17 protein-coding genes are annotated in these 19,857 nt (G+C 75.1%); 11 read left to right on the top strand and 6 right to left on the bottom strand.

The genetic code is table 11. From position 1 onward, the window contains the following. Nucleotides 1-65: 65 nt before the first annotated feature. From ABT048_RS32920 to ABT048_RS32910, 3 genes are all read right to left on the bottom strand, one after another. A complete protein-coding gene (locus ABT048_RS32920) occupies nt 66-1,337 on the bottom strand; it encodes an MFS transporter (RefSeq protein WP_350525245.1) in 1,272 nt (423 codons plus the stop codon). Between the two features lie 14 nt (nt 1,338-1,351). After that, nucleotides 1,352-1,606: a hypothetical protein gene (locus tag ABT048_RS32915; RefSeq protein WP_350525247.1), complete on the bottom strand. Its 255-nt coding sequence runs from the start codon at nt 1,604-1,606 to the stop codon at nt 1,352-1,354. A 145-nt stretch (nt 1,607-1,751) separates the two neighbouring features. Then, nucleotides 1,752-3,752 (bottom strand): ATP-binding protein, encoded by a 2,001-nt coding sequence (locus ABT048_RS32910; RefSeq protein WP_350525231.1) that lies wholly within the window; start codon nt 3,750-3,752, stop codon nt 1,752-1,754. 233 nt (nt 3,753-3,985) lie between these two features. Between ABT048_RS32910 and ABT048_RS32905 the strand changes: the two genes are divergently transcribed. The 11 genes from ABT048_RS32905 (at nt 3,986) to ABT048_RS32855 (ending at nt 18,075) form a co-directional block, all read left to right on the top strand. After that, the gene (locus tag ABT048_RS32905; protein ID WP_350525230.1) at nt 3,986-5,227 is read left to right on the top strand and encodes an alpha/beta hydrolase family protein; all 1,242 of its coding nucleotides are present in this window, start codon (nt 3,986-3,988) and stop codon (nt 5,225-5,227) included. A gap of 237 nt (nt 5,228-5,464) precedes the next feature. Beyond that, on the top strand, nt 5,465-7,033 hold the full coding sequence (locus tag ABT048_RS32900) for an AMP-binding protein (RefSeq protein WP_350525229.1): 1,569 nt from the start codon (nt 5,465-5,467) through the stop codon (nt 7,031-7,033). Then, nucleotides 7,023-7,265, top strand: coding sequence for a phosphopantetheine-binding protein (locus tag ABT048_RS32895; protein ID WP_350525228.1), 243 nt, complete (start codon nt 7,023-7,025; stop codon nt 7,263-7,265). The genes ABT048_RS32900 and ABT048_RS32895 overlap by 11 nt, the downstream gene beginning before the upstream one ends. Nucleotides 7,266-7,351: 86 nt before the next feature. Next, nucleotides 7,352-8,698, top strand: coding sequence for a flavin monoamine oxidase family protein (locus tag ABT048_RS32890; RefSeq protein WP_350525227.1), 1,347 nt, complete (start codon nt 7,352-7,354; stop codon nt 8,696-8,698). 209 nt (nt 8,699-8,907) lie between these two features. Next, nucleotides 8,908-10,614, top strand: a complete 1,707-nt coding sequence (locus ABT048_RS32885; RefSeq protein WP_350525226.1) for a class I adenylate-forming enzyme family protein — start codon at nt 8,908-8,910, stop codon at nt 10,612-10,614. Nucleotides 10,615-10,632: 18 nt separating this feature from the next. Continuing rightward, entirely contained in the window at nt 10,633-12,156 is a 1,524-nt protein-coding gene (locus tag ABT048_RS32880) for a KamA family radical SAM protein (RefSeq protein ID WP_350525225.1), read from the top strand. Then, nucleotides 12,153-13,274 carry an ATP-grasp domain-containing protein gene (locus ABT048_RS32875; RefSeq protein WP_350525224.1) on the top strand — a complete coding sequence of 374 codons (1,122 nt, stop codon included), beginning with the start codon at nt 12,153-12,155 and terminating at the stop codon, nt 13,272-13,274. Before ABT048_RS32880 ends, ABT048_RS32875 begins: the two co-directional genes overlap by 4 nt. Beyond that, nucleotides 13,271-14,497, top strand: a complete 1,227-nt coding sequence (locus ABT048_RS32870; RefSeq protein ID WP_350525223.1) for an AMP-binding protein — start codon at nt 13,271-13,273, stop codon at nt 14,495-14,497. Before ABT048_RS32875 ends, ABT048_RS32870 begins: the two co-directional genes overlap by 4 nt. Next, nucleotides 14,494-15,786, top strand: a complete 1,293-nt coding sequence (locus ABT048_RS32865; protein ID WP_350525222.1) for an MFS transporter — start codon at nt 14,494-14,496, stop codon at nt 15,784-15,786. Before ABT048_RS32870 ends, ABT048_RS32865 begins: the two co-directional genes overlap by 4 nt. Further along, nucleotides 15,783-16,748 (top strand): SDR family NAD(P)-dependent oxidoreductase, encoded by a 966-nt coding sequence (locus ABT048_RS32860; protein WP_350525221.1) that lies wholly within the window; start codon nt 15,783-15,785, stop codon nt 16,746-16,748. The genes ABT048_RS32865 and ABT048_RS32860 overlap by 4 nt, the downstream gene beginning before the upstream one ends. Before the next feature lie 70 nt (nt 16,749-16,818). Then, a complete protein-coding gene (locus ABT048_RS32855; protein ID WP_350525220.1) occupies nt 16,819-18,075 on the top strand; it encodes a phenylacetate--CoA ligase family protein in 1,257 nt (418 codons plus the stop codon). 9 nt (nt 18,076-18,084) lie between these two features. Here the strand turns inward: ABT048_RS32855 and paaI are convergent, their stop codons facing one another. The 3 genes from paaI to ABT048_RS32840 form a co-directional block, all read right to left on the bottom strand. Beyond that, nucleotides 18,085-18,498 carry a hydroxyphenylacetyl-CoA thioesterase PaaI gene (gene paaI / locus ABT048_RS32850; protein WP_350525219.1) on the bottom strand — a complete coding sequence of 138 codons (414 nt, stop codon included), beginning with the start codon at nt 18,496-18,498 and terminating at the stop codon, nt 18,085-18,087. 60 nt (nt 18,499-18,558) lie between these two features. Then, nucleotides 18,559-18,963, bottom strand: a complete 405-nt coding sequence (locus tag ABT048_RS32845) for a pyridoxamine 5'-phosphate oxidase family protein (protein ID WP_350525218.1) — start codon at nt 18,961-18,963, stop codon at nt 18,559-18,561. 170 nt (nt 18,964-19,133) lie between these two features. Then, nucleotides 19,134-19,853 carry a response regulator gene (locus ABT048_RS32840; RefSeq protein WP_350525217.1) on the bottom strand — a complete coding sequence of 240 codons (720 nt, stop codon included), beginning with the start codon at nt 19,851-19,853 and terminating at the stop codon, nt 19,134-19,136. Between the last annotated feature and the right edge of the window lie 4 nt (nt 19,854-19,857).

Below are 19,857 nucleotides of genomic sequence, written 5' to 3'. Positions count from 1 at the left end.
CGGTCGGGTGGTCGGTCGGTCGGGTGGATGGTCGGTCGGGTGATCGGTCGGTCGGTGGCCCGGTGTCAGCCGGGCAGTTCGGCACGGGCCCGGCCGCCCTCGTGCTCGGGCTCGGGCTGGTACCCGGGCTCGTGCCCGGGTGCCGGGGGCTCGGGCACCGGGGGCCCGGCCGTCGCGGCCCTCCCGCCGGTGCGGCGCACGAGGAGCACGGCCAGCAGCGCGGTGACGGCCAGCACGCCGGCGGAGAGTGCGAAGGCGGCGCGGAAGCCGGCGGCCAGGGCCTCCCGGTGGGGCTGGTGGGCGGCCGCGTGGGCGGTGACGGACCCGGCGAGGGTCGTCAGGACCGCGAGGCCGATCGCGCCGCCGACCTGGCGGGTGGTGTTGACCAGTCCCCCGGCCAGCCCGGAGTCCCGGGGCGGCACCCCGTCCACCGCGAGTGCGGTGAGCCCGACGAAGGCGGTGCCGAGGCCCAGCCCGACCAGCAGGCTCGGGCCGAGGACGTCGGTGGCGTAGCTGCCGTCGGCGCTGATCCGGGCCAGCCACAGCAGGCCGGCGGCCTCGGTGAGCAGCGCGGCGACCAGCGTCGTGGTCGCCCCGACCCGCCGGGACAGCCGCGGTGCCAGCGCGGCGCCGAGCATGTTGGCTGCGGCGAGCGGGAGTTGGGCCGCCCCGGTGGCGAGCGGCCCCGATCCCAGGACCTGCTGCTGGTGGAGCGGCAGGAAGAAGAACAGCGCGATCCACACCGAGCCCAGCAGCGCCATCAGGAGGTTGCCCACGGCCACCCGTCCGGTGGTGAGCAGCCGCGGCGGGATCAGCGGGTTCGGCCGGCGGCGCTCGATCACGGTGAAGGCCGCGAGCAGGACGACGGCGGCGCCCAGGGATCCGACCACCCGCCGGTCGCCCCAGCCGGCTCCGCGTGCGGTGGTCAGACCCCAGACCAGGCCGGTCAGGGCGAGGGTGACGACGACGGTGCCGGCCAGGTCGAACCGCCCGGCCCCGCGCCGGGCCGCCCGGGGCGGCTCCGCCGGTACGAGCGCCACCACGGCGGCCAGCACCGGGACCGACCCGAGCGCGACCGCGTGGAAGACCCAGGGCCAGCCCCACGCCTCGGTGAGGACACCGCCCAGCAGGACGCCGCCCGCCCCGCCCGCGCCCGAGACCGCGCCCCAGACCCCCAGGGCCCGGCCGCGCCCGGGGCCGGAGGGGAACTGCTCCACCGCGAGGGCGAGCGCGGCCGGGGCGATCGCCGCCGCGGCCAGGCCCTGGACGGCCCGGGCGACGATCAGCGGGCCCGCGGAGTCGGCCAGTCCCGCGGCGAGCGAGCCGGCCGCGAACAGCGCGAGCCCGGCGGTCAGCAGCCGGCGGCGGCCGAGCAGATCGGCCGCCCGCCCGCCGGCAGCAGCGCGCCGAACGCCAGGCCGTACGCGTTGACCACCCAGGTGACGCCGCCGTCCGAGAGGCCGGTGCCGGCGCGGATCTGCGGCAGCGCGACGTTCACGATCGAGGTGGCGACCATGACCGTGAACTGGGCCGCGGCGAGCGCCCCGAGCGCCGCCCCCGGTCGGGCGGACCGGCGCGCTCCGTTGTGTCCGTACGCAACGTTCATGCCGCACAGACTCGGACCGGGCGCTGTCCACCTGCCAGGCCCGGGCGGGGCGAGGACTGTCCACCGCTGTCCGCACCTGTCCACCCGCTCCCGCGGGCTCAGCAGGAACAGGGACGGCGGCCTCGCGTGGCCCGGGCCCGCCGGCTCAGCGCGGCCCGAACAGCTCCTGCTGCCACAGCGCCTCGCAGAGCAGGTCCAGGCCCTGGCGCAGGTGGCGCCGGTAGGTGCCGTACGGCAGGCCCAGGCGGCGGGCCGCGGCCTCCTGGGTGGGCGCACCGGAGAAGTAGCCCGCCGTCAGGGCCTCCCGGGCCCGCGCACCGCGCGGGTCGCGGGCGAGCTCGTCCACCTCCCGGCGCAGCAGGGCGCGCAGCTGCTCGACCGGATCGTCGAGGTCCGCCGCCAGCCGGGCCCGCAGCAGCGCGCAGGCCGCGAAGGCACCGGCGTCGCGCCAGTGCACCAGGGCCTCCCGCACGGCCTGGTCGAACGCGTTGCGCGAGACCCCGGACGGGCCCGCCTGGGCGGGCACGGCCGTGGCCGCTATGAAGTGGCGCAGCCAGGCCTCCACGGGCACCTGGCGCCAGTCGACCCCGAACACGCCGTAGGTGTGCTCACCGACCCGGGGCCGTGCACCGGTGTCGGTGAGGCTGCCCCTGACGCGCGCGGACCACGCCTCCGCGTCCCGCCAGACGGCGAAGCCGTAGGCGCGGGCCCGGGCCCGGGCGGACTCGGCCTGGGCGCGGGAGCTGCTCAGGTCGATGACGCGCGAGGGCACCTGGTACCGCTCGGGGTAGACGGTGAAACGGCTGATGCCGATGTGCTCGCCCGGGCGCACCGGTGCGGTGGCCTCGGTGTACGCCCACGCCGCGGCCACGACGGGGTCGGTGGCCACGTCCTGCGGGTCGGCGGGGGCGGGCAGCGCGAGGCGGGCCGTGAACGCCACGACGCGGCCGGTGCTCACCAGGCGGTAGACGCTGAAGGCCTGCGGCTGGCGCTGCGCCCAGTAGCGGACCAGCTCCGCCGAGGCCGGGCCCTCGGTCTGCTCGGCCATCCGCAGCACGACGTCGAGGTCGTCCGGGTGCAGCGGCCGGTCGTGCACCTCCTCCTCCCGGGACCAGGTGCGCGTCCGGGCCACGATCTCGCCGTCCCGGAAGAGGTAGAACAGCTCGTCGGTGACGGTCCAGACCCGTTCCTCCGGGGCCTCGCGCAGCAGGCGCAGGTACTCCTCGGCGAGGCGTCCGCGCATCGTCACGAAGGCGTTGGGGGCGCGCCAGCGCAGGTCGGCGGCGAGCGTCTCGCGGGCGGCGTCGTGCGGGTGGAGCCCGCGGTGGGTGGACTCCATGAAGGGCAGGCCCCGGAGCCAGGCGAACAGCACGTGGGCGTCCTCGCCGGGCAGCACCGAGGCGAGGAGTTCCTCGGAGGTGGAGTGGGCCTGCGCGGCGACTTCCAGGGCGCGGCGGTGCGCCGCGCTCGGCACCTCGCCGATCAGGCCCGAGAGCAGGGTGCGCAGCACGTCGGCCGAGGGCGCCCAGACGTCCTCGCGGCTCCAGTCCGACACCCGGGCGGCGGCGGCCAGCGACAGCGCCAGCGGGTTGCCCCCGGCGAACCGCAGGACGCGCTCGCGCAGTTCGGGCAGCACCTGCGCCGTGGTCAGCAGGCTCCGGGCCTGCTCCGCAGAGAACGGCTGCAGTTCACGGACGTGCAGGAGGCCGGCCCAGGCGGGATCGGCGGTCCACTGCGGCTGGGGCGCCTGCCGGCCCGCCAGGACCACCAGGGTGTCGTCGGCCGCGCGGGGCAGGAACCGCTGCCACAGCCAGCTCTCCAGCCACTGGCAGTGCTCGAAGGAGTCGACGAACAGGACCGTGCCGGGGACGTCCAGGAACGGCGCGGCGACCCGCTCGAAGTCCGCCGGGTCCCGGCTGACGAAGCGGCCGTCCAGTTCCAGGAGCAGCCGTCCGGTCGCCCGGGCGCGGTCCGCCAGGCGGCGCAGCAGCGTGGACTTTCCGATGCCGCCCGGACCGACCACGGAGAACACGAACGGGGACTGCGGATCCCCGGCCAGGGCCCGCGCGAAGCACGCGACCTCCTCCTCCCGGCCGATGAACGCCTGGCCCCGTGCGGTGCTCAGTCTCTCCTTGACGGACGCCATGAGGCTCCTCTCCCTCGAATCGGTGACGGACCTGCGGTCCCCCGCCGGTTACACGCGACGGGACCCGTATGTGGTTGTCGCGACCCGGACAACGGTGGGCGGTCACGGACACCGGTGGGCGGTGACGGACACCCATCGTCCCGGTTCGGCCTGGAGAGTGGACACCTGCCCGCCCCAGGGTCGTGGCCATCGGACTGCGGGCACCCCGCGGTCCCCTGACGCCGGGAGCGCCCATGCGACCTCTCCTCTTCCCCGACGACGCGCAGTTCTGGTACGAGACCCTGCGGTCCTTCGGCCACATCGCCTACGGCGGAGCCGACTTCGGCGAGGTGGCCGCGACGTCCGCGCGCATCACGCCGGGCGACTACGACAGCTGGCACGACGAGTGGCTGGCCACCGCGGACCGGGTGGCCGGCGAGGCCCGGCGGGCCCTGGAGGCGGGCCACCCGGTCAGCGCCCGGGACGGCTTCCTGCGGGCGTCGAACTACTACCGCTCAGCGGAGTTCTTCCTGCACGGCCGGCCGTGCGACCCGCGCCACGACCACGCCTACGACCGCAGCGTGGAGTGCTTCCGGGCCGCGGCGGCCCTGTTCTCGCCGCGGATCGAGCCGGTCGAGATCCCGTACGAGGGCACCACCCTGCCCGGCTACCTGTACCGGGCCGACACCTCCGGGGCGCCCCGGCCGACGCTGATCCTGCACAACGGGTTCGACGGCACGGCGGAGGAGATGCACTTCTTCGGCGCGATGGCGGGCGTGGAGCGCGGCTACACCGTCCTCGCCTTCGACGGTCCGGGGCAGCCGGGGCCGCTCCACCACCAGGGCCTGGTGTTCCGTCCCGACTGGGAGAACGTCGTGGGCCCCGTCCTGGACTTCGCGCTGACCCTGCCGGAGGTCGACGGCGAGCGGGTCGCCCTGCTCGGCAACAGCATGGGCGGTCTGCTCGCGCCCAGGGCGGCCGCGTTCGAGCACCGGCTGGCCGCGGTGGTGGCCCTCGACGGCGTCTACGACCTCGGCGAGGCGGTCCTGCGGCTGGTGCCCGGCGGGCGCGCCGAGGCCGAACGGCGGCTGCGCGCCGACGCGGACCCCGAACTCGACGCCCGGCTGGAGCACCTGATCGCGACCGACCCGGTGCTGCGGTGGGCGCTGAACCACGGCATGTACGTGATGGGCGTCGACACCCCGCGCGCCTTCGCCGCCGCGTACCTCGACCACCACCTGCGCGACGGCATCGCCGAACGGATCACCTGCCCCACCCTGGTCTGCGAGGCCGCCGAGGACCTGTTCTTCGCCGGCCAGGCCCGTGCGCTCCACGACCACCTCACCTGCCCGAAGACCCTGTTGGAGTTCACCGCGGAGGAGGGCGCCGACGCGCACTGCCAGGCGGGGGCGCAGCGCCTGGCCCTGGCCCGGATCTACGACTGGCTGGACGACACGCTGGCAGCGTCCGCCGGAGGTCCCCCTTCCGCCCGGTAGTCAAGCGGACCGGCGGGCGGGCGGGCAAGTACCGCCCGCCGGTGCTGATGTGACGTCAGAGTCGTTCTCCTGCGCCGTCCTTACCCGAACGACCGTACCGCCCGAGGGTGGTTCACAGTTCTGCCACGACCCCTTGGAAGAACACCCTCAACATCCATTGTCGCCACGCATGTTCAAAGGTAGAGTCGCCGTTCGCCGAGCACGGATGAGCACTTCTCAGCGCCATTTGGGGCGGGCATGTCAATTGATCGTGGTTCCCTCCGGGTCGTCCCCGACCTGCTCGACGTGTTCAGCGATATCGCACGTCGAAATCCCCGTCGTCCGGCGATTGTCCACAACGGACACGCCCTGAGTTACGGCCGGCTCCTGGAGTCGGCGAACGCCCTGGCCACCCGCCTGGGCCCGGATCCCGGCACGGTCGCCGTGCCGGCGCTCCACACGCCGGAAACGGTGGTCGCACTTCTCGGCGTGCTGACCGCCGGGGGCACCTATTGCCCCGTCGATCCGGCATTCCCGACGGCCCGCCGGCGCGCCATGGCGGCGGCCGCCCGGTGCCGTACGGCGGTGTCCGGCAGCACCGGTGACATCCTCCGACTCGACCTTCCGTCAAGGGGGTTACCCGAACCGACGGAAATCCCCGGGGACCCCCCGGGAACCCTCCCGGCGAACCCCGTCGGGAGCGGTCCGGAACACGACCCGGACCGACCGGCCTACATTCTCTTCACGTCGGGTTCGACCGGGCAGCCGAAACCCGTCGTGACACCGCGCCGCGCGGTCGCGGCGACCGCCCGCGCACTGGGCGGACTGTTCGACCTCACCCCCGAGGACCGGGTGCTCCAGTTCGCCTCGCTCAACTGGGACACCTGCTTCGAGGAGATCCTCCCGACGCTCACCACGGGCGCGGCCCTGGTCATGGACCGGGACGCGCACAGCGGCTCGTTCCCCCGGTTCCTGCGGGCGGTCGAGCGCGAGCGGATCACCGTGCTGGACCTGCCGACCGCCTTCTGGCACGAACTGGTCCACCACCTGGTCGAGTCGGGCGACCGACTGCCGTCCTGCCTGCGCCTGCTGGTGATCGGCGGGGAGGCGGCCGGTCCGGCCCGGTTGGCCGACTGGGCCCGCCTGCCCACCGCGGCGATCCGGCTGCTGAACACCTACGGCTGCACCGAGACCACCCAGATCACCCACGCCGTGGACCTCGCCGGCCCACGGGCACCCGGGCGGACCTGGGACGGCACCACCCGCGCGCCGATCGGCCACGCCCTGCCGCACGTCGTCGAACGGCTCGACGAGCAGGGCGAGTTGCTGATCGGAGGCCCCGCCGTCGCACTCGGCTACCTCGGCCTGCCGGAGGCGACCGCGGCACGGTTCACCACCCTGGACGGCGCACGGTACTTCCGCACCGGCGACCGGATGAGCCGCGATCCGGACGGACTGCTCACCCACCAGGGCCGCCTGGACGGCGAGTTGAAGGTCCGCGGCATCCGGGTGGACCCGGCCGAGGTCGAGGCGCACCTCACCGGGCATCCCGACGTCACCGCCGCCGCCGTCACCGGCGCCACCGCGGCCGGCCGCACCACCCTGGTCGCGTACGTGGTGGCGCGCCCGCAACCCCCGGCCCGACGGCTGGACCGCGACCTGCTGTCCTACCTGCGGGACCGGGTGCCCGGCCACCTCGTTCCGGGCCGGATCACCGTCGTGCCCCACCTGGTGCACACCCCGAGCGGAAAGATCGACCGGGCCGGCTGCCACCTGCGCTACGCGGCTGCCCCCAACAGGTCGAAGGAGACCTCCCTTGAGCACTGACCTCAGCACACCCGCCACCGCGGAGGCCCTGGTGGCCGTCTTCCGGCGCGTCCTGGAACGCGAGGACGTCACCGCCGACTCCGACTTCTTCGACCTCGGCGGCGACTCGCTGGTCGCCACCCGGGTGTTGAGCGCCGTCGCCCGCGCCCACGGCGTCGAGCTGGGCTTCGACGACTTCCTGCTCGCCCCCACCCCGACCCGCCTCGCGCAGCGCATCACGGCCTCCGCATGAGCGAGGACCGCAGACGCGACGGCCGCGGGCCAGGCGGCCTCAGACCCGACGGCCGCGGAGCCGACGGCCGGCGAAGATCGGCGGTCGTGGTCGGTGCCGGCCTGGCGGGCCTCACCGCCGCCGACGGGCTGGCGGCCCACGGGATCGACGTCACCGTCCTGGAGGCCCGGGACCGAGTCGGCGGACGCACCCACGGCATCGAGGCCTCCCCCGGCACCCGGGTGGACGCCGGCGCCGCCTACCTCGGCGACAAGCACACCGAACTGCACGCGCTGATCACGGAGTTGGGGCTGAAGACCGTCCCCACCACAATGCTCGGCGCCAGCCGCTTCGCGCTCGACCCGACTGCCGACGACGCCCCGGCCGCCCCTGCGTCGAAGGGCACCACGGCGGCCACCCGGGACGGCCGCTTCCCCCCGCTCGACGCCGTCGCCCTCGGCGACCTGTTCGAGCGGCTGGCCGAACTCACCGCCGCCGTACGGCCGGAAGCCCCCTGGCTCACCCCGGACGCCGAACGGCTGGACACCCTGACCGCCGCCGACTGGGCCGAGCAGCACCTCACCCACCCGGACGCCAGGCTGTTCTTCCCGCTCTTCCTGGGCGAGATGTGCGCCGCCGATCCGGCCGACGTCTCCGTCCTGCACCTCGCCTTCTACCTGCGCTCCGGCGGCGGCCTGCGCTACCTCAACGCCTTCGCCGGCGGCGCCCAGCAGGACCGGATCGACGGCGGCGCCCACCAGTTGTGCGAGCGGCTCGCCGAGCGCCTCGGCGACCGGGTCCGGCTGGGCGAGGCCGTCCGGGCCGTCCACCAGGACGACCACGCGGTGACGGTGCACACCGGGCGCGGCGCGTACCGGGCGGACGTCGCGGTGCTGGCGCTGCCGCCGCTGCTCGCCGACGCGATCGCCCACGAGCCGGCCCCGCCGGTACCCCGGGCCGGGGAGCGCACCGCCGGCGGCTGCGCCGTCAAGGTCCACCTGGTCTACCCGGCGCCGCTCTGGCGCGACCACGGCCTCTCCGGCTGGTCGGTCAACGCCCGGGGGCCGCTGCTCTCCACCGTGGACGACTCCCCCGGCAGCGGGATCGGCGTCCTGACCGGCTTCGTCACCGGCGCCGAGGCCCACCGCTTCGGCGCGCTCACCCCGGAGCAGCAGCGCGCCGAAGCCCTCGCCCAGGCGGCGCGGCTGTTCCCGATGCTCCCCGAGCCGACCGGCTTCCACGTCACCGACTGGCTCAACGACCCGTACAGCCAGGGGTGTTACGCCGCCCTGCTGGGGCCGGGCGACTGGGTGCGGCTCGGCCCGACGCTGACCGCGCCGCACCGGCGGGTGCACTGGGCCGGCACCGAGACCAGCACCGCGTTCTTCGGGCTGATGGAGGGCGCGATCCGCTCCGGCCGACGGGTGGTCGCCGAGATCCTCGACCGCGCCTGACCCCACCACCGGCCCGGCCCGCGTCACCCGTCACCCGTCACCCGTCACCCGTCACCCGGAACGCCCCTGCCCCGCGTCCCCACCGTCCCGCCGTCCCCGCTCTTCCGCACCGCCCACACGCCCCGACGGGCCCGCGGGCACCCCCTCACCCCCTCCCAGGCGCCGTTCCACGAGAACCCGCGCCCGGCACCCCACGCCCGGAGACCGCCATGAGCGACCAGAGTCCCATCGCGCCCCTCGCCGCCCGCGAGCGACTGATGACCGAACCCGACCTCGGGGCGGGCAACTTCCTCGACCACGCGGTCGCGGCGAACCCCCACCGGTCCGTCCCGTTCGTCTTCACCCACCGCACCGACCACCGCGGCGAGGTCGTGCTGCGCGGCCACAGCCTGCTCGACCTGGTCGCCCTGCGCGACCGCTACGCCGCCTGGTACCACGCCAACGGGGTGCGCCCCGGCGAGCCGGTCGCCGTCGTCATCGGCGAGGGCCTGGAGCCGCTGCTGCACTTCCTCGCGCTCACCTCGCTGGGCGCCGTCCCCGCGCTCGTCAACGACGCGATGCGGCACGACGTGATGGTCCGCTACCTGGACCACGTCGGGGTGGTCGGTGTCGTCGCCGACGACACCACCCGGCTGGCCGCCGCCTACCGCGAGGACCCGCAGCGCCGCCCGCGCTTCCTGGCCCTCGCCGCGGAGGTGCGGGCCTTCGACGCCGCCGCCGTCGCCCTGCCCGCCGCCCACCCGTACCGGCACGCCGCCGAGGACGTGGTGGCGCTGATCCACTCCTCCGGCACCACCGGCACGCCCAAGTCCACCATGCTGGCGCACCGCGCCTTCTGGGACGGCAAGCAGCCGCGCATGGTGCGCTTCCCCGCCGAGCCCTACGACCGGCTGATGTCGCTGATGCCGCACACCCACGCCGGCGGTCTCAGCTACTTCCTCACCGCCGTCCTGCTCGGCCTGCCGACCGTGGTGATGTCCGACTGGCGGCGCGCCGTCGTCGAGCCGGTGATGGAGGCCTTCCGGCCGACCATGGTGGCCTCCTTCCCGCGCACCTTCGTCGAACTCGCCACCGGTGAGCTGCCGGTGCGCGGCGCGGCCCGGGTGCACTCCTGGTTCAACACCGGCGACAGCGCGCACCACGGGCACATCCGCCGCCTGGTCACCCTCGGGGAGCGGCCCGCCGGGCTGATCCGCCCCTGGCTGCTGCCGCACGAGAAGGCCGAGCAACCCGCCCTGCCCGGTTCGCAGTTCATCGACGGCCTGGGCTCCTCCGAGATGGGCATGGCGCTGTTCGGTCAGGTCACCACCCCGGAGAGCGACCGCGACGACCGCTGCGTCGGCAAGCCGCTGGAGGTCGTCCGCAGGGCCGCCGTCCTGGACCACGACGGCACCGAAGTCCCGGACGGCGCGGTCGGGTTGCTCGCCGTGGACGCCCCCTCCCTGACACCGGGGTACTGGAACGACGAGCGGCTGACCGCGAGCTTCGAACTGTCCGGCTACTGGCTCACCGGCGACGTCGCCCGCCGCGACGCCGACGGCCGCTACTACCACCTCGACCGCACGGTGGACGTCATCGACACCGCCACCGGCCCGGTCTACAGCCTGCCGATCGAGGAAGTGCTGCTGGCCGACTGCGCGGGCCTCGTCCAGGACTGCTCGGTCGTCGGCGTCCCCGCGGGCTCCGGCCCCGGCCAACAGCCCGTCGCCGTGGTCCGGTTGCAGGCCGACGCGGCCGAGGCCACCGCCGAGGAGGTCCGGGCCGCGGCCAACGCGGCGCTGGCCGACGCCGGGCTGGCCGCCCTCGCCGCCGTCCGGATCGCCCGCACGGCCGAGGACTTCCCGCTCGGGCCGACCGGCAAGGTGCTCAAACGCGAACTGCGCACCCGTCACACCGCCCTCCTCACCGCCCGGTAGCGCGCCGTGGACCACCCCGTGGACCACCCCGTGATCCGCCAGCCGTACCAGTACGTGCGGACGGCGCTGGTCGAACCGGACTGGCGCCGGCTGCCCGGCTGGCGGCAGGTCACCGCGGCGCAGTGGCGCGACGCCCAGTGGCAGCGCGCCCACTCCGTCCGCAACGCCCGCCAGCTGCGGGCCGTCGCCGGCGACCTGCTCACCGACCGCTTCTACGACGAACTCGCGGCCGACCAGGCCGACGTCGCCACCATGCCGATCCTGCTGCCGCCGCAGGTGCTGAACACCATGGCACCCGGCGCGCCCACCACCCCGGAGGCCTTCACCGAGGCGTTCCTGGCCGACCCGGTGCGCCGCTACATGCTGCCGGTGCACAGCGACCGCCACCCGCGCTGGCCCAGCCACCCGCTGGCCGAGCGGGACTCCCTGCACGAGACGGACATGTGGGCGGTGGAGGGCCTGACCCACCGCTACCCGACGAAGGTGCTGGCCGAACTGACCGCCACCTGCCCGCAGTACTGCGGGCAGTGCACCCGGATGGACCTGGTCGGCACCTCCACGCCGCAGGTGACCAAGGCCCGACTGCGGCTGCGCCCCGCCGACCGGCAGGAGCAGATGCTCGACTACCTCAAGCGCACCCCCGCGGTGCGCGACGTGGTGGTCTCCGGCGGCGACCTCGCCAACGTGCCCTGGCCGCGCCTGGAGACCTTCCTGCTGCGGCTGCTGGACCTCGGCTCGGTGCGCGACATCCGGCTGGCCAGCAAGGCCGTGGTCGGCCTGCCGCAGCACTGGCTGCAGCCCGGGGTGCTGGAGGGCGTGGCGAGGGTCGCCGCCGTCGCCGCCCGCCGCGCCGTCAACCTCGCGGTGCACACCCACGCCAACCACGTCCGCTCGGTCACCCCGCTGGTCGCCGAGGCGGCCCGGGCGCTGCTGGACGCGGGCGTGCGGGACGTCCGCAACCAGGGCGTGCTGATGCGCGGCGTCAACGACACCCCGGAGGACCTGCTGGACCTCTGCTTCGCGCTGCAGGGCGAGGCGAACGTCCTGCCGTACTACTTCTACCTCTGCGACCTCGTCCCGGGCGCGGAGCACTGGCGGACCCCGCTGCACCGGGCGCAGCACCTGCAGGAGGCGATCATGGGCTACCTGCCCGGGTACGCCACCCCGCGGCTGGTCTGCGACGTCCCGCACGTCGGCAAGCGCTGGGTGCACCAGGCGGTGGAGTACGACCGCGAGCGCGGCATCTCGTACTGGACCAAGAACTACCGCACCAGCCTGGAGGCCGGCGGCGGCCCGCAGGCCGCGCTCGACCGGCGCCGCCCCTACTACGACCCGGTGGACACCCTCCCCGAGGCCGGCCGCCGCTGGTGGGCCGGGCCCTCCGCCCCGCCCGGAGCGACACGGACACCCCCCGCCGTACCGGCGCCCCGCGCAGCACACGCACCCCCCGCGGCACCGACACGCCCCGCAGCACAGGAACCCACCGCAGCACCGGAACCCGCCGCGGCGCAGGCGCCCCGAGCAGCCCGAGGAGCACGATGAGCAGCAGTCCCCCGGCCGACGGTCTGCGCCGGATGTGCTGGATCTTCCCCGACCGGGAGTCCTCCCGGATGGCGCAGATGTGGCACGGCTTCTTCTGGGACCTCTACGCCGAGAGCGCCGCCGACCTCGGGCTGCGCTGGAGCCGGCACGCCCCGGACGCGGTCACCGTGGACGCCACCGCGCCCGGCCGGCCCCGGGTGTACGTGGACGACGAGCCCGTCACCCCCGAGGACACCCTCTTCATCACCGCGCTCTACTCGCTGCCGTACCAGTCCATGGACGTCTTCAACCAGTACGCGCTGTACGCGGTGCTCGAACAGGCCGGCTTCTACCTGCCGTTCCCGCCGCAGGTGTCGCTGATCGGCAACGACAAGCTGGCCACCCTGCTGTTCCTGGCCGGCTCCCCGGTGCCGGCCGTCCCGACCGTGCGGATCGGGACGGGCCGGGACACCGCCAAGCACGGCTACGAGGTCGCGCTCGGGAACATGACCTACCCGGCCATCGTCAAGCCCGCCGGCTGGTGCGGCGGCGGGGGGATCAACCTGGCCCGCAGCCCGGAGGACGTCCGGGGCCTGGCCAGCCTCGCCCAGGGCGGCGACACCACCCTGGTGATCCAGCCGTACCTGGGCGACGGCACCGTCGACTACCGGGTCTACGTGGTCGACGGCCGGCCGTACGCGGTGATGAAGCGCACCCCCGAACCCGGCTCCCCGGTCGCCAACGCCAGCCGCGGCGGCGCCATGGAGTTCCCGCCGGTGCCGCCCGAACTCGCCGCCGCCACCGCCTGGTTCGCCGAACGGCTGCCGATCCCGTTCTTCTGCGTCGACTTCCTGCACGACGGCGAGCGGTACTGGTTCTCCGAGCTGGAGCCGGACGGCGTGATCGCCCCGGACCTCACCGACCCGGACCGCACCCTCCAGCGGGACGTCACCCGGGCCCGGTTCGCCGCCTACCGGGACGGCCACGCCAAGTGGCTGGCCGACGGCGCCCGCCCGCTCACCCTCGACCTCTCCGTCGCCACCGACGTCCACGCACCCGCACCGGAAACCGAAACCGACCCCGCCCCGGCCCCCGCCTCACCCGTCACCTCCACCGACCACCGGACGGACCCCCGATGAGCGCCTTCTCGCTGTCCCCCGAGGCCGCCGGGCCCCGGCTGCACGTGGCCCGGCACACCCTGGAGCGGCTGCGGAGCGTCCCCGACCTGGCCGCGCGCTACCCGGACCGCCTCGGCGCCGACACCCTGGACCGGCTCGCCGAACTCCCGCCGCTGGCCAAGGACGACCTCAACACCGCCCTCGCCCACCTGGAGCCGGCCGCCGAGCAGTCCGCCACCTGGCTGTTCCAGAGCGGCGGCAGCACCGGCGCCCCCAAGGTCGGCTACGCCCCCACCGGCTTCTACATGGCCGGCGTGCACGCCCACTGGCAGCCCCTCGACCGCACCGACGTCTTCGTCAACGCCTGGGGCGCCGGGCGGATGTGGGGCGCGCACTTCCTCGCCGCCGCACTCGCCGACCTCTCCGGCTGCCGGATCATCGCGCTCGGCTCGGTCGCCGCGGAGGAGTACGGCGACTGGCTGGACTTCCTGGCCGCCCGCCGGGTGACGGCCATCGGCGGCACGCCCAGCGTGCTGCGGCTCTGGTTCGCCCACGCCCGCGCCGCCGGCCTCGAACTGCCGTCGCTGCGCAAGGTGCTGTGGCTCGGCGAGGCCTGGCAGGACCAGCTGGCGGAGGACCTGGCCGTGGTGGCCCCGCGGGCGCGGCGCTGGGGCATGTTCGGCAGCACCGAGACCTGGGTGGTGGGCACCAACACCCCGGACTGCCCGGCGGACGTCTTCCACCCGCTGCCGACCCAGCTGGTGCACGCCGACGCCGACGGCCTGCTGGACTTCACCTGCCTCGACCCGGCGGTGCTCAACCCGGTGCTGCGCTACCGCACCGGCGACGCGGGCGAGTTGACCGCCTGCCCGTGCGGCCGCCCGGAGCCGGCGATGCGCGTCCTGGGCCGGCGCGACAGTGTCGTCCAGGTCCGCGGCCTCGGGCTGGACGTGGACGAGCTGATCGCCCGGGCGGAACGCGAACCGGGCGTGGCCCGGGCCCAGGTGGTGCTCACCGAGCGGGGCGGCCGGGCGACAGCCGTGGAGCTGCTGCTGCTGGCCACCGACCCGACGGCTGCCCCGGACGTCGAGCGGCTGCGCAAGGAGCTGTTCGCCGCCACCTTCACCCTCAGCACGGCCTTCCAGCACGACCCGGGGTCCTTCCGGGTGCGCCCGGTGGCGGAGCTGGTCAGCAACGGCCGCACCGGCAAGACCGCCGCCCTGGTCGTCCGGGAGGAGTCGTGACGGCGGACTCCGCCCGTGCCGCCACCGCGGACCCGGCCCACCCGGCGCCGCTCGGCCGGAGCTTCTCGCTCTTCTGGGCCGGACAGACCGTCAGCCTGGTCGGCGACAAGGTCACGGTCTTCGTCGTCCCCACCCTGATGATCTTCGTGCTGCACGCCTCCGCCCTCCAGGTCGGCGTGGTGGCGATGGCCCAGTACCTCGGCATCCCGCTGCTCGGGCCGGTCGCCGGGGTGCTGGTCGACCGTTGGGACAAGCGCCGCACGATGCTCGTCTGCGACCTGGTCCGGCTGGTCGCGGTGGCGGTGATCCCGCTCGCCTACGCCCTGGACGCGCTCTCCACCCCGCTGCTGTTCGGCTGCGTGGCGGTGATCAGCGGCGCGACGATCTTCTTCAACGTCGGCTACCTCGTCGCCGTCCCCGCCGTGGTGCCGGAGGACGGCATGGTTCGCGCCTACTCCCGGCTGGAGGGCAGCGGCTCGGTCGCCGAGGTCGCCGGGCCGTCCGTCGCCGCCGCGCTCTACAGCGCGCTCGGCGTCGCCGCCCTGCTGGTCGACGCGGCCAGCTACCTGGTCTCGGCGGTCTGCTTCCGCGCCATGCGCCCGTGGGGCGAGCGGACGGTGGAGCAGGGCGCGATCCGGGAGCGGCTCGCCCGCGGCTTCCGGCTCAACTGGGCCGACCCGGTGCTGCGCCGGGTGGTCCTGGCCGCCGTCACGCTCAACTGCGGCGGGCCGGTCTTCGTCACCGTGCTGCCCGTCCTCGCCTACCGCGGCCTGGGCGTGCAGGTCGGCGTCTTCGGTGCGGCCATGTCGGTCGCAGCGCTCGGCGCACTGGCCGGAGCCGTGGTCGCGCCCCGGCTCTCCCGACGGTTCGGCCTGGGGCGGACGATGGCCTGGTCGCTGCTGCTGCACTGCCTGGTCGGCCTCGGCGTGCTCGCCGCGCCCGCCCTGCCCGCCGGACCGGTGATCGCGGTGACCATGGGCTGCTACGGCTTCTTCATGTCCTGCATCAACGTGTGCAGCGCCCCGTGCCGGCAGTCCCGGATGTCCGCCCACAACCAGGGCGTCATGCACGCCGCCTTCCGGACCGTCACCTGGGGGGTGATCCCGCTCGCCGCACTGGTCGGCGGCCTGGCCGTCTCGCTGCTCACCGGGCCGCTCGGAATCCTGGACGCCGCCCGGGCGGTGATGGCCGGCGGCACCCTGCTCGCCGCCTGCTCCTTCCTCCCCGCCCTCGGCCTCCAGCCGCTGCTGGACGCCGCCGAACCGCGGACGGAGGGCGGCACCGCATGAACGAGCCCATGGAGAGCATGAACGCGCCCGAGGGGAACACGAGCGAGCCCGAGGAGAGCATGAACGCGCCCGAGGGGGAGGAACTCGCCGACCCGGCCGGAAGGGTCCTGCTGATCACCGGCACCTCCTCCGGCATCGGCCTGGCCACCGCCGTCGCCGCGGCCCGCGCGGGCTACACCACGGTCGCGACGATGCGCGAGCCCGACCGGGCCGCCGCGCTGCGCAGCGCGGCCGGGGCCGCCGGGGTCACCGTGGACGTCCGCCGGCTGGACGTCACAGACCCCGGCTCGGTCACCGCCTGCCTGGACGCCGTGCACCGCTCGTACGGGCGGCTCGACGCCGTCGTCAACAACGCGGGCGTGTCCAACTCCGACCCCACCCTGGAGATGTCCACCGACGCGGCGCTACGCGCCAACCTGGAGGTCAACTTCTTCGGCGTCGCCGCGGTCAGCCGGGCCGCGATGCCGCTGCTGCGCGCCGCCAGCGGGCGGCTGGTCACCGTCGGCAGCGTGCACGGAGTGGTCGGCCAGCCGTTCAACGAGGCCTACTGCGCGGCCAAGTTCGCCGTGGAGGGGTTCATGGAGGCGCTCGCCCCGGTCGCGGCGGCGCACGGCGTCCGGGTCTCGGTGGTGGTGCCCGGCTTCGTCCCGGACACCGCGTTCGGCGTCTTCCCCGACATCGACCGGACCACCATCCACGCCGCCTCCGGCCCGTACGCGCCCACCTTCGCCGGCTACCTGGACTGGGTCGGCGGCCAGGGCTGGGAGTCGGCCGGCCGGCCCGCCCGGGAGGTCGCCGACGTCGTGGTCCGCACCCTGCGCGAGCGGCGGCCGCCGTTCCGGGTGCCCACCGACCCGTGGGCCGCGGCGTACCTGGCCGCCAAGCTCGCCGACCCCGACGGCTCCGCCGTCCAGGCCCTCGCCCGGACCTGGCTCGGGCAGCCCGCACCCGCCGCCTCCTGACCTGCCTGTCCGCCCGTCTGCCCGTCTGCCTGCCTGTCGCCCGCCCCGCCTTCTGCCCCACGGAGCCCCCATGCCCGCGAAGCCCCTGGCCGAGCTGATCCGGTTCGCCCGCGCCAACTCCCCGTTCTACGCCGAGCTCTACCGCGACCTGCCCCCGGACGCCGACCGGATCGAGCTGCTCCCGGTGATCGACCAGGCTGCGTTCTGGGCCGCCAACACCTGGCCCGACAACCGGGTGCTGACCGGCCCGCTCACCGACGCCGGCGTCTACAAGACCGGCGGCACCACTGGCGTCCCCAAGTTCTCGCCGTGGACCCGCACCGAACACGCCGACTCGGTGACCGCCTTCGGCGCCGGGCTCGTCCGGTCCGGCCTGCGGCCCGGACACCGGGTGGCCAACCTCTTCACCGCCGGCGAGCTCTACGGCGGCTTCCTCTACATCGAGAACGCCCTGCACCACGCGCCGGTGGACAACGTCCGGCTCGGCGTGGGCGGCGCCGCCCCGAACCCGTACATCGCCGACCTGATCGTCGGCTTCGACGTGCAGGTGCTGGCCGGCGAGCCGATGAAGCTCAGCGCCGTCGCCGAGTGCCTGATCGAGCGGGGGCAGCGCGCCGACGGGGTGGAACTCCTGCTGTTCGGCGGCGACCTGCTCTTCGCCGACCTCCGCCCGCTGCTGTCCCGGGCCTTCCCGAAGGCGGCCGTCGCGTCGGTCGGCTACGCCTCCAACGACGCCGGGCTGGTGGGCGCCCCCGTCCCCGGGGACGACGTCCGGGTCCACGAGGCCTTCGCCGACCGCACGGTGGTGGAACTGCTCGACGAGGCCACCGGCGAGGCGATCACCGCCCCCGGCAGGCCCGGCCGGGTCGTCGTCACCAACCTGTTCCGCACCCTGATGCCGATCCTGCGCTACCCCACCGGCGACCGCGCCGAGTGGACGGACGACGGGTGCCGCCGCTTCCGGCTGCTCGGCCGCTCCGCCGAGGGCGCCAGGGTCGGCACCGTCACCCTGCCCACCGAGGAGGTCCGGGCCGTCCTGATCGCCGCCGACCCGGACCGGCACATCGCCGGGATGCAGCTGGTGCAGCGGCGCTGGGACGGCCGGGACGGCCTGATCCTGCGGCTCGGCCACCTCGGCCTGCCGCCCGCCGACCTCGCCGACCGGCTGGTCGAGGCCGTCTACGCGGCCCTGCCGCTCTACCCCTCGGAGGTCGCCCTCGGCAGCCTGCACGACCTCGCGGTGGAGTGGGTGCCGCGCTCGGAGCTGGTCACCAACCCGCGGACCGGCAAGCTCCAGCAGGTCCTGGACGAGCGCCCGAAGGACTGAGGCCCCGACTCAGGCCGCCGGCTGCGGCCGGCCCCCGATCGTCACGCTCTGCCCCCGGAACTCGGCGATCACCTTGCCGTCCACCCGGCGCACCGTCACGTCGTAGATCCCGCCGCGCCCGGCCCGCGAACGCTCCACCGCCTCGGCGACCAGCTCGTCCCCGACGGCCGCCGGGGCCAGGAACGCGACCTGTGCGGCCTGGGCGACGGTCACCGGGCCGTGGCTGTTGCAGGCGTACGAGAACGCCGCGTCGGCCAGCAGGAACAGGAAGCCGCCGTGCGCCGTACCGTGCCCGTTGACCATCGTCGCGGCCACCGTCATCCGCATCACCGCCCGCCCGGCGGACACCTCCTCCAGGGCGATGCCCAGCGACCGGCTGGTCTCGTCCCGCTCGTACAGTGCGGCGATCACGGGGTCGAACACGGCGTCGCGGTCCCTCCGTCGGCGATGTCCGGCCCGGCCCGGGTCCGGCGCCCTCGGACGCTACGCCAGGCAGCGGCCGATGACCAGCTCCGGACGGATGCGGATCCGCAGGGCGTCGGGGGCGGTCGCGGTGGCCCGGCGGACGTGGGCGTGGCCGAGGACGGTGACGAACCAGCCGGAGCCGTCCCGGCCGTCCACCTCGTCGGCCTCGAAGGCGATCACGGCGCCGTCGACCGCCCGGGCCAGTTCGGAGTCGGCGGGCGCGGAGACCAGCACGCCGGCGGGCACCAGCCGGAAGGGCACCGGCAGGACGGCCGGGAGGGCTCCGACGGTGTAGACCACCCGGCCGACGGCGGCCCGGGCCAGCAGCTCCAAGGCCCGCTCCGGGTCGAGTTCACGGAGCCCGGGCAGCGCGGGCCGGTCGTACGAGGAGGGCCGGGGGGCCGGAACGTGGTCGCGGTTCATACCGGCGATGCTCGCCCGGCCCGGGGCCCGCTCACGAGGGCCGATGGTCCCGGCGACGCCCGCCGAGGGCCCCTCCGCCCCGGCCCGTCAGGCCTGTCCGTCAGCCCCTGAGCCCCGGCCCCTCCGCCCCGGTCCGTCAGCCCGGGGCCCCGCCGTCAGCCCCGCCGCCGTCAGCCCCGGCCGCCGCGCAGCGGGGACGGCTGGGCGGCGGCGGACGCCTGGCGCAGCTCGGTGGCGATCAGCGCGGCCTGCACCCGCCGCTCCACACCGAGCTTGGCGAGCAGCCGCGAGACGTGGTTCTTCACCGTCTTCTCGGCGAGGTAGAGCCGCTCGCCGATCTGCCGGTTGGTCAGGCCCTCGCCGATCAGCGCCAGCACCTCCTGCTCGCGCACGGTCAGCCCGGGGCCGGTGGTGACCGGCTGGGCGGGTTCGGCGTCGCTGCGCAGCCGGTTGAGCAGGCGCGTCGCCGCGCCGGGGTCGAGCATCGAGCGGCCGGAGGCGACGGTGCGGACGGCGGCGACCAGGTCGGTGCCGCTGATCTGCTTCAGCACGTACCCGGCGGCGCCCGCCATCACGGCGTCCAGCAGGGCTTCCTCGTCGTCGAAGGAGGTGAGCATCAGGCAGGCGAGGTCGGGCATCCGGGAGCGCAGTTCGCGGCAGACCGTGACGCCGTCGCCGTCGCCCAGGCGGACGTCCAGCACGGCGACGTCGGGCCGCAGGGCGGGCACCCGGACCAGCGCCTGCTCGGCGGTCGCCGCCTCGCCGACCACCTCCAGGTCGGGCTCGCCGTCCAGCAGGTCGTGCACCCCGCGGCGCACCACCTCGTGGTCGTCCAGCAGGAACACCCGGACCGGTGCCGGGGCCCCGGTACCCTCCGTCTTGGTCGCCATCACT

The sequence above is a fragment of the Kitasatospora sp. NPDC096140 genome (assembly GCF_040303045.1).
In the GTDB taxonomy this organism is placed as follows: Bacteria; Actinomycetota; Actinomycetes; order Streptomycetales; family Streptomycetaceae; genus Kitasatospora.
This window is presented reverse-complemented; position numbering and strand designations above follow the sequence as displayed.

Coding starts and splice junctions, on each gene's coding strand:
- ABT048_RS32915 (WP_350525247.1), bottom strand. CDS start 1,606: ATGAACGTTGCGTACGGACACAACGGAGCGCGCCGGTCCGCCCGACCG.
- ABT048_RS32910 (WP_350525231.1), bottom strand. CDS start 3,752: ATGGCGTCCGTCAAGGAGAGACTGAGCACCGCACGGGGCCAGGCGTTC.
- ABT048_RS32905 (WP_350525230.1), top strand. CDS start 3,986: ATGCGACCTCTCCTCTTCCCCGACGACGCGCAGTTCTGGTACGAGACC.
- ABT048_RS32900 (WP_350525229.1), top strand. CDS start 5,465: ATGTCAATTGATCGTGGTTCCCTCCGGGTCGTCCCCGACCTGCTCGAC.
- ABT048_RS32885 (WP_350525226.1), top strand. CDS start 8,908: ATGAGCGACCAGAGTCCCATCGCGCCCCTCGCCGCCCGCGAGCGACTG.
- ABT048_RS32875 (WP_350525224.1), top strand. CDS start 12,153: ATGAGCAGCAGTCCCCCGGCCGACGGTCTGCGCCGGATGTGCTGGATC.
- ABT048_RS32870 (WP_350525223.1), top strand. CDS start 13,271: ATGAGCGCCTTCTCGCTGTCCCCCGAGGCCGCCGGGCCCCGGCTGCAC.
- ABT048_RS32860 (WP_350525221.1), top strand. CDS start 15,783: ATGAACGAGCCCATGGAGAGCATGAACGCGCCCGAGGGGAACACGAGC.
- ABT048_RS32855 (WP_350525220.1), top strand. CDS start 16,819: ATGCCCGCGAAGCCCCTGGCCGAGCTGATCCGGTTCGCCCGCGCCAAC.
- ABT048_RS32845 (WP_350525218.1), bottom strand. CDS start 18,963: ATGAACCGCGACCACGTTCCGGCCCCCCGGCCCTCCTCGTACGACCGG.
- ABT048_RS32840 (WP_350525217.1), bottom strand. CDS start 19,853: ATGGCGACCAAGACGGAGGGTACCGGGGCCCCGGCACCGGTCCGGGTG.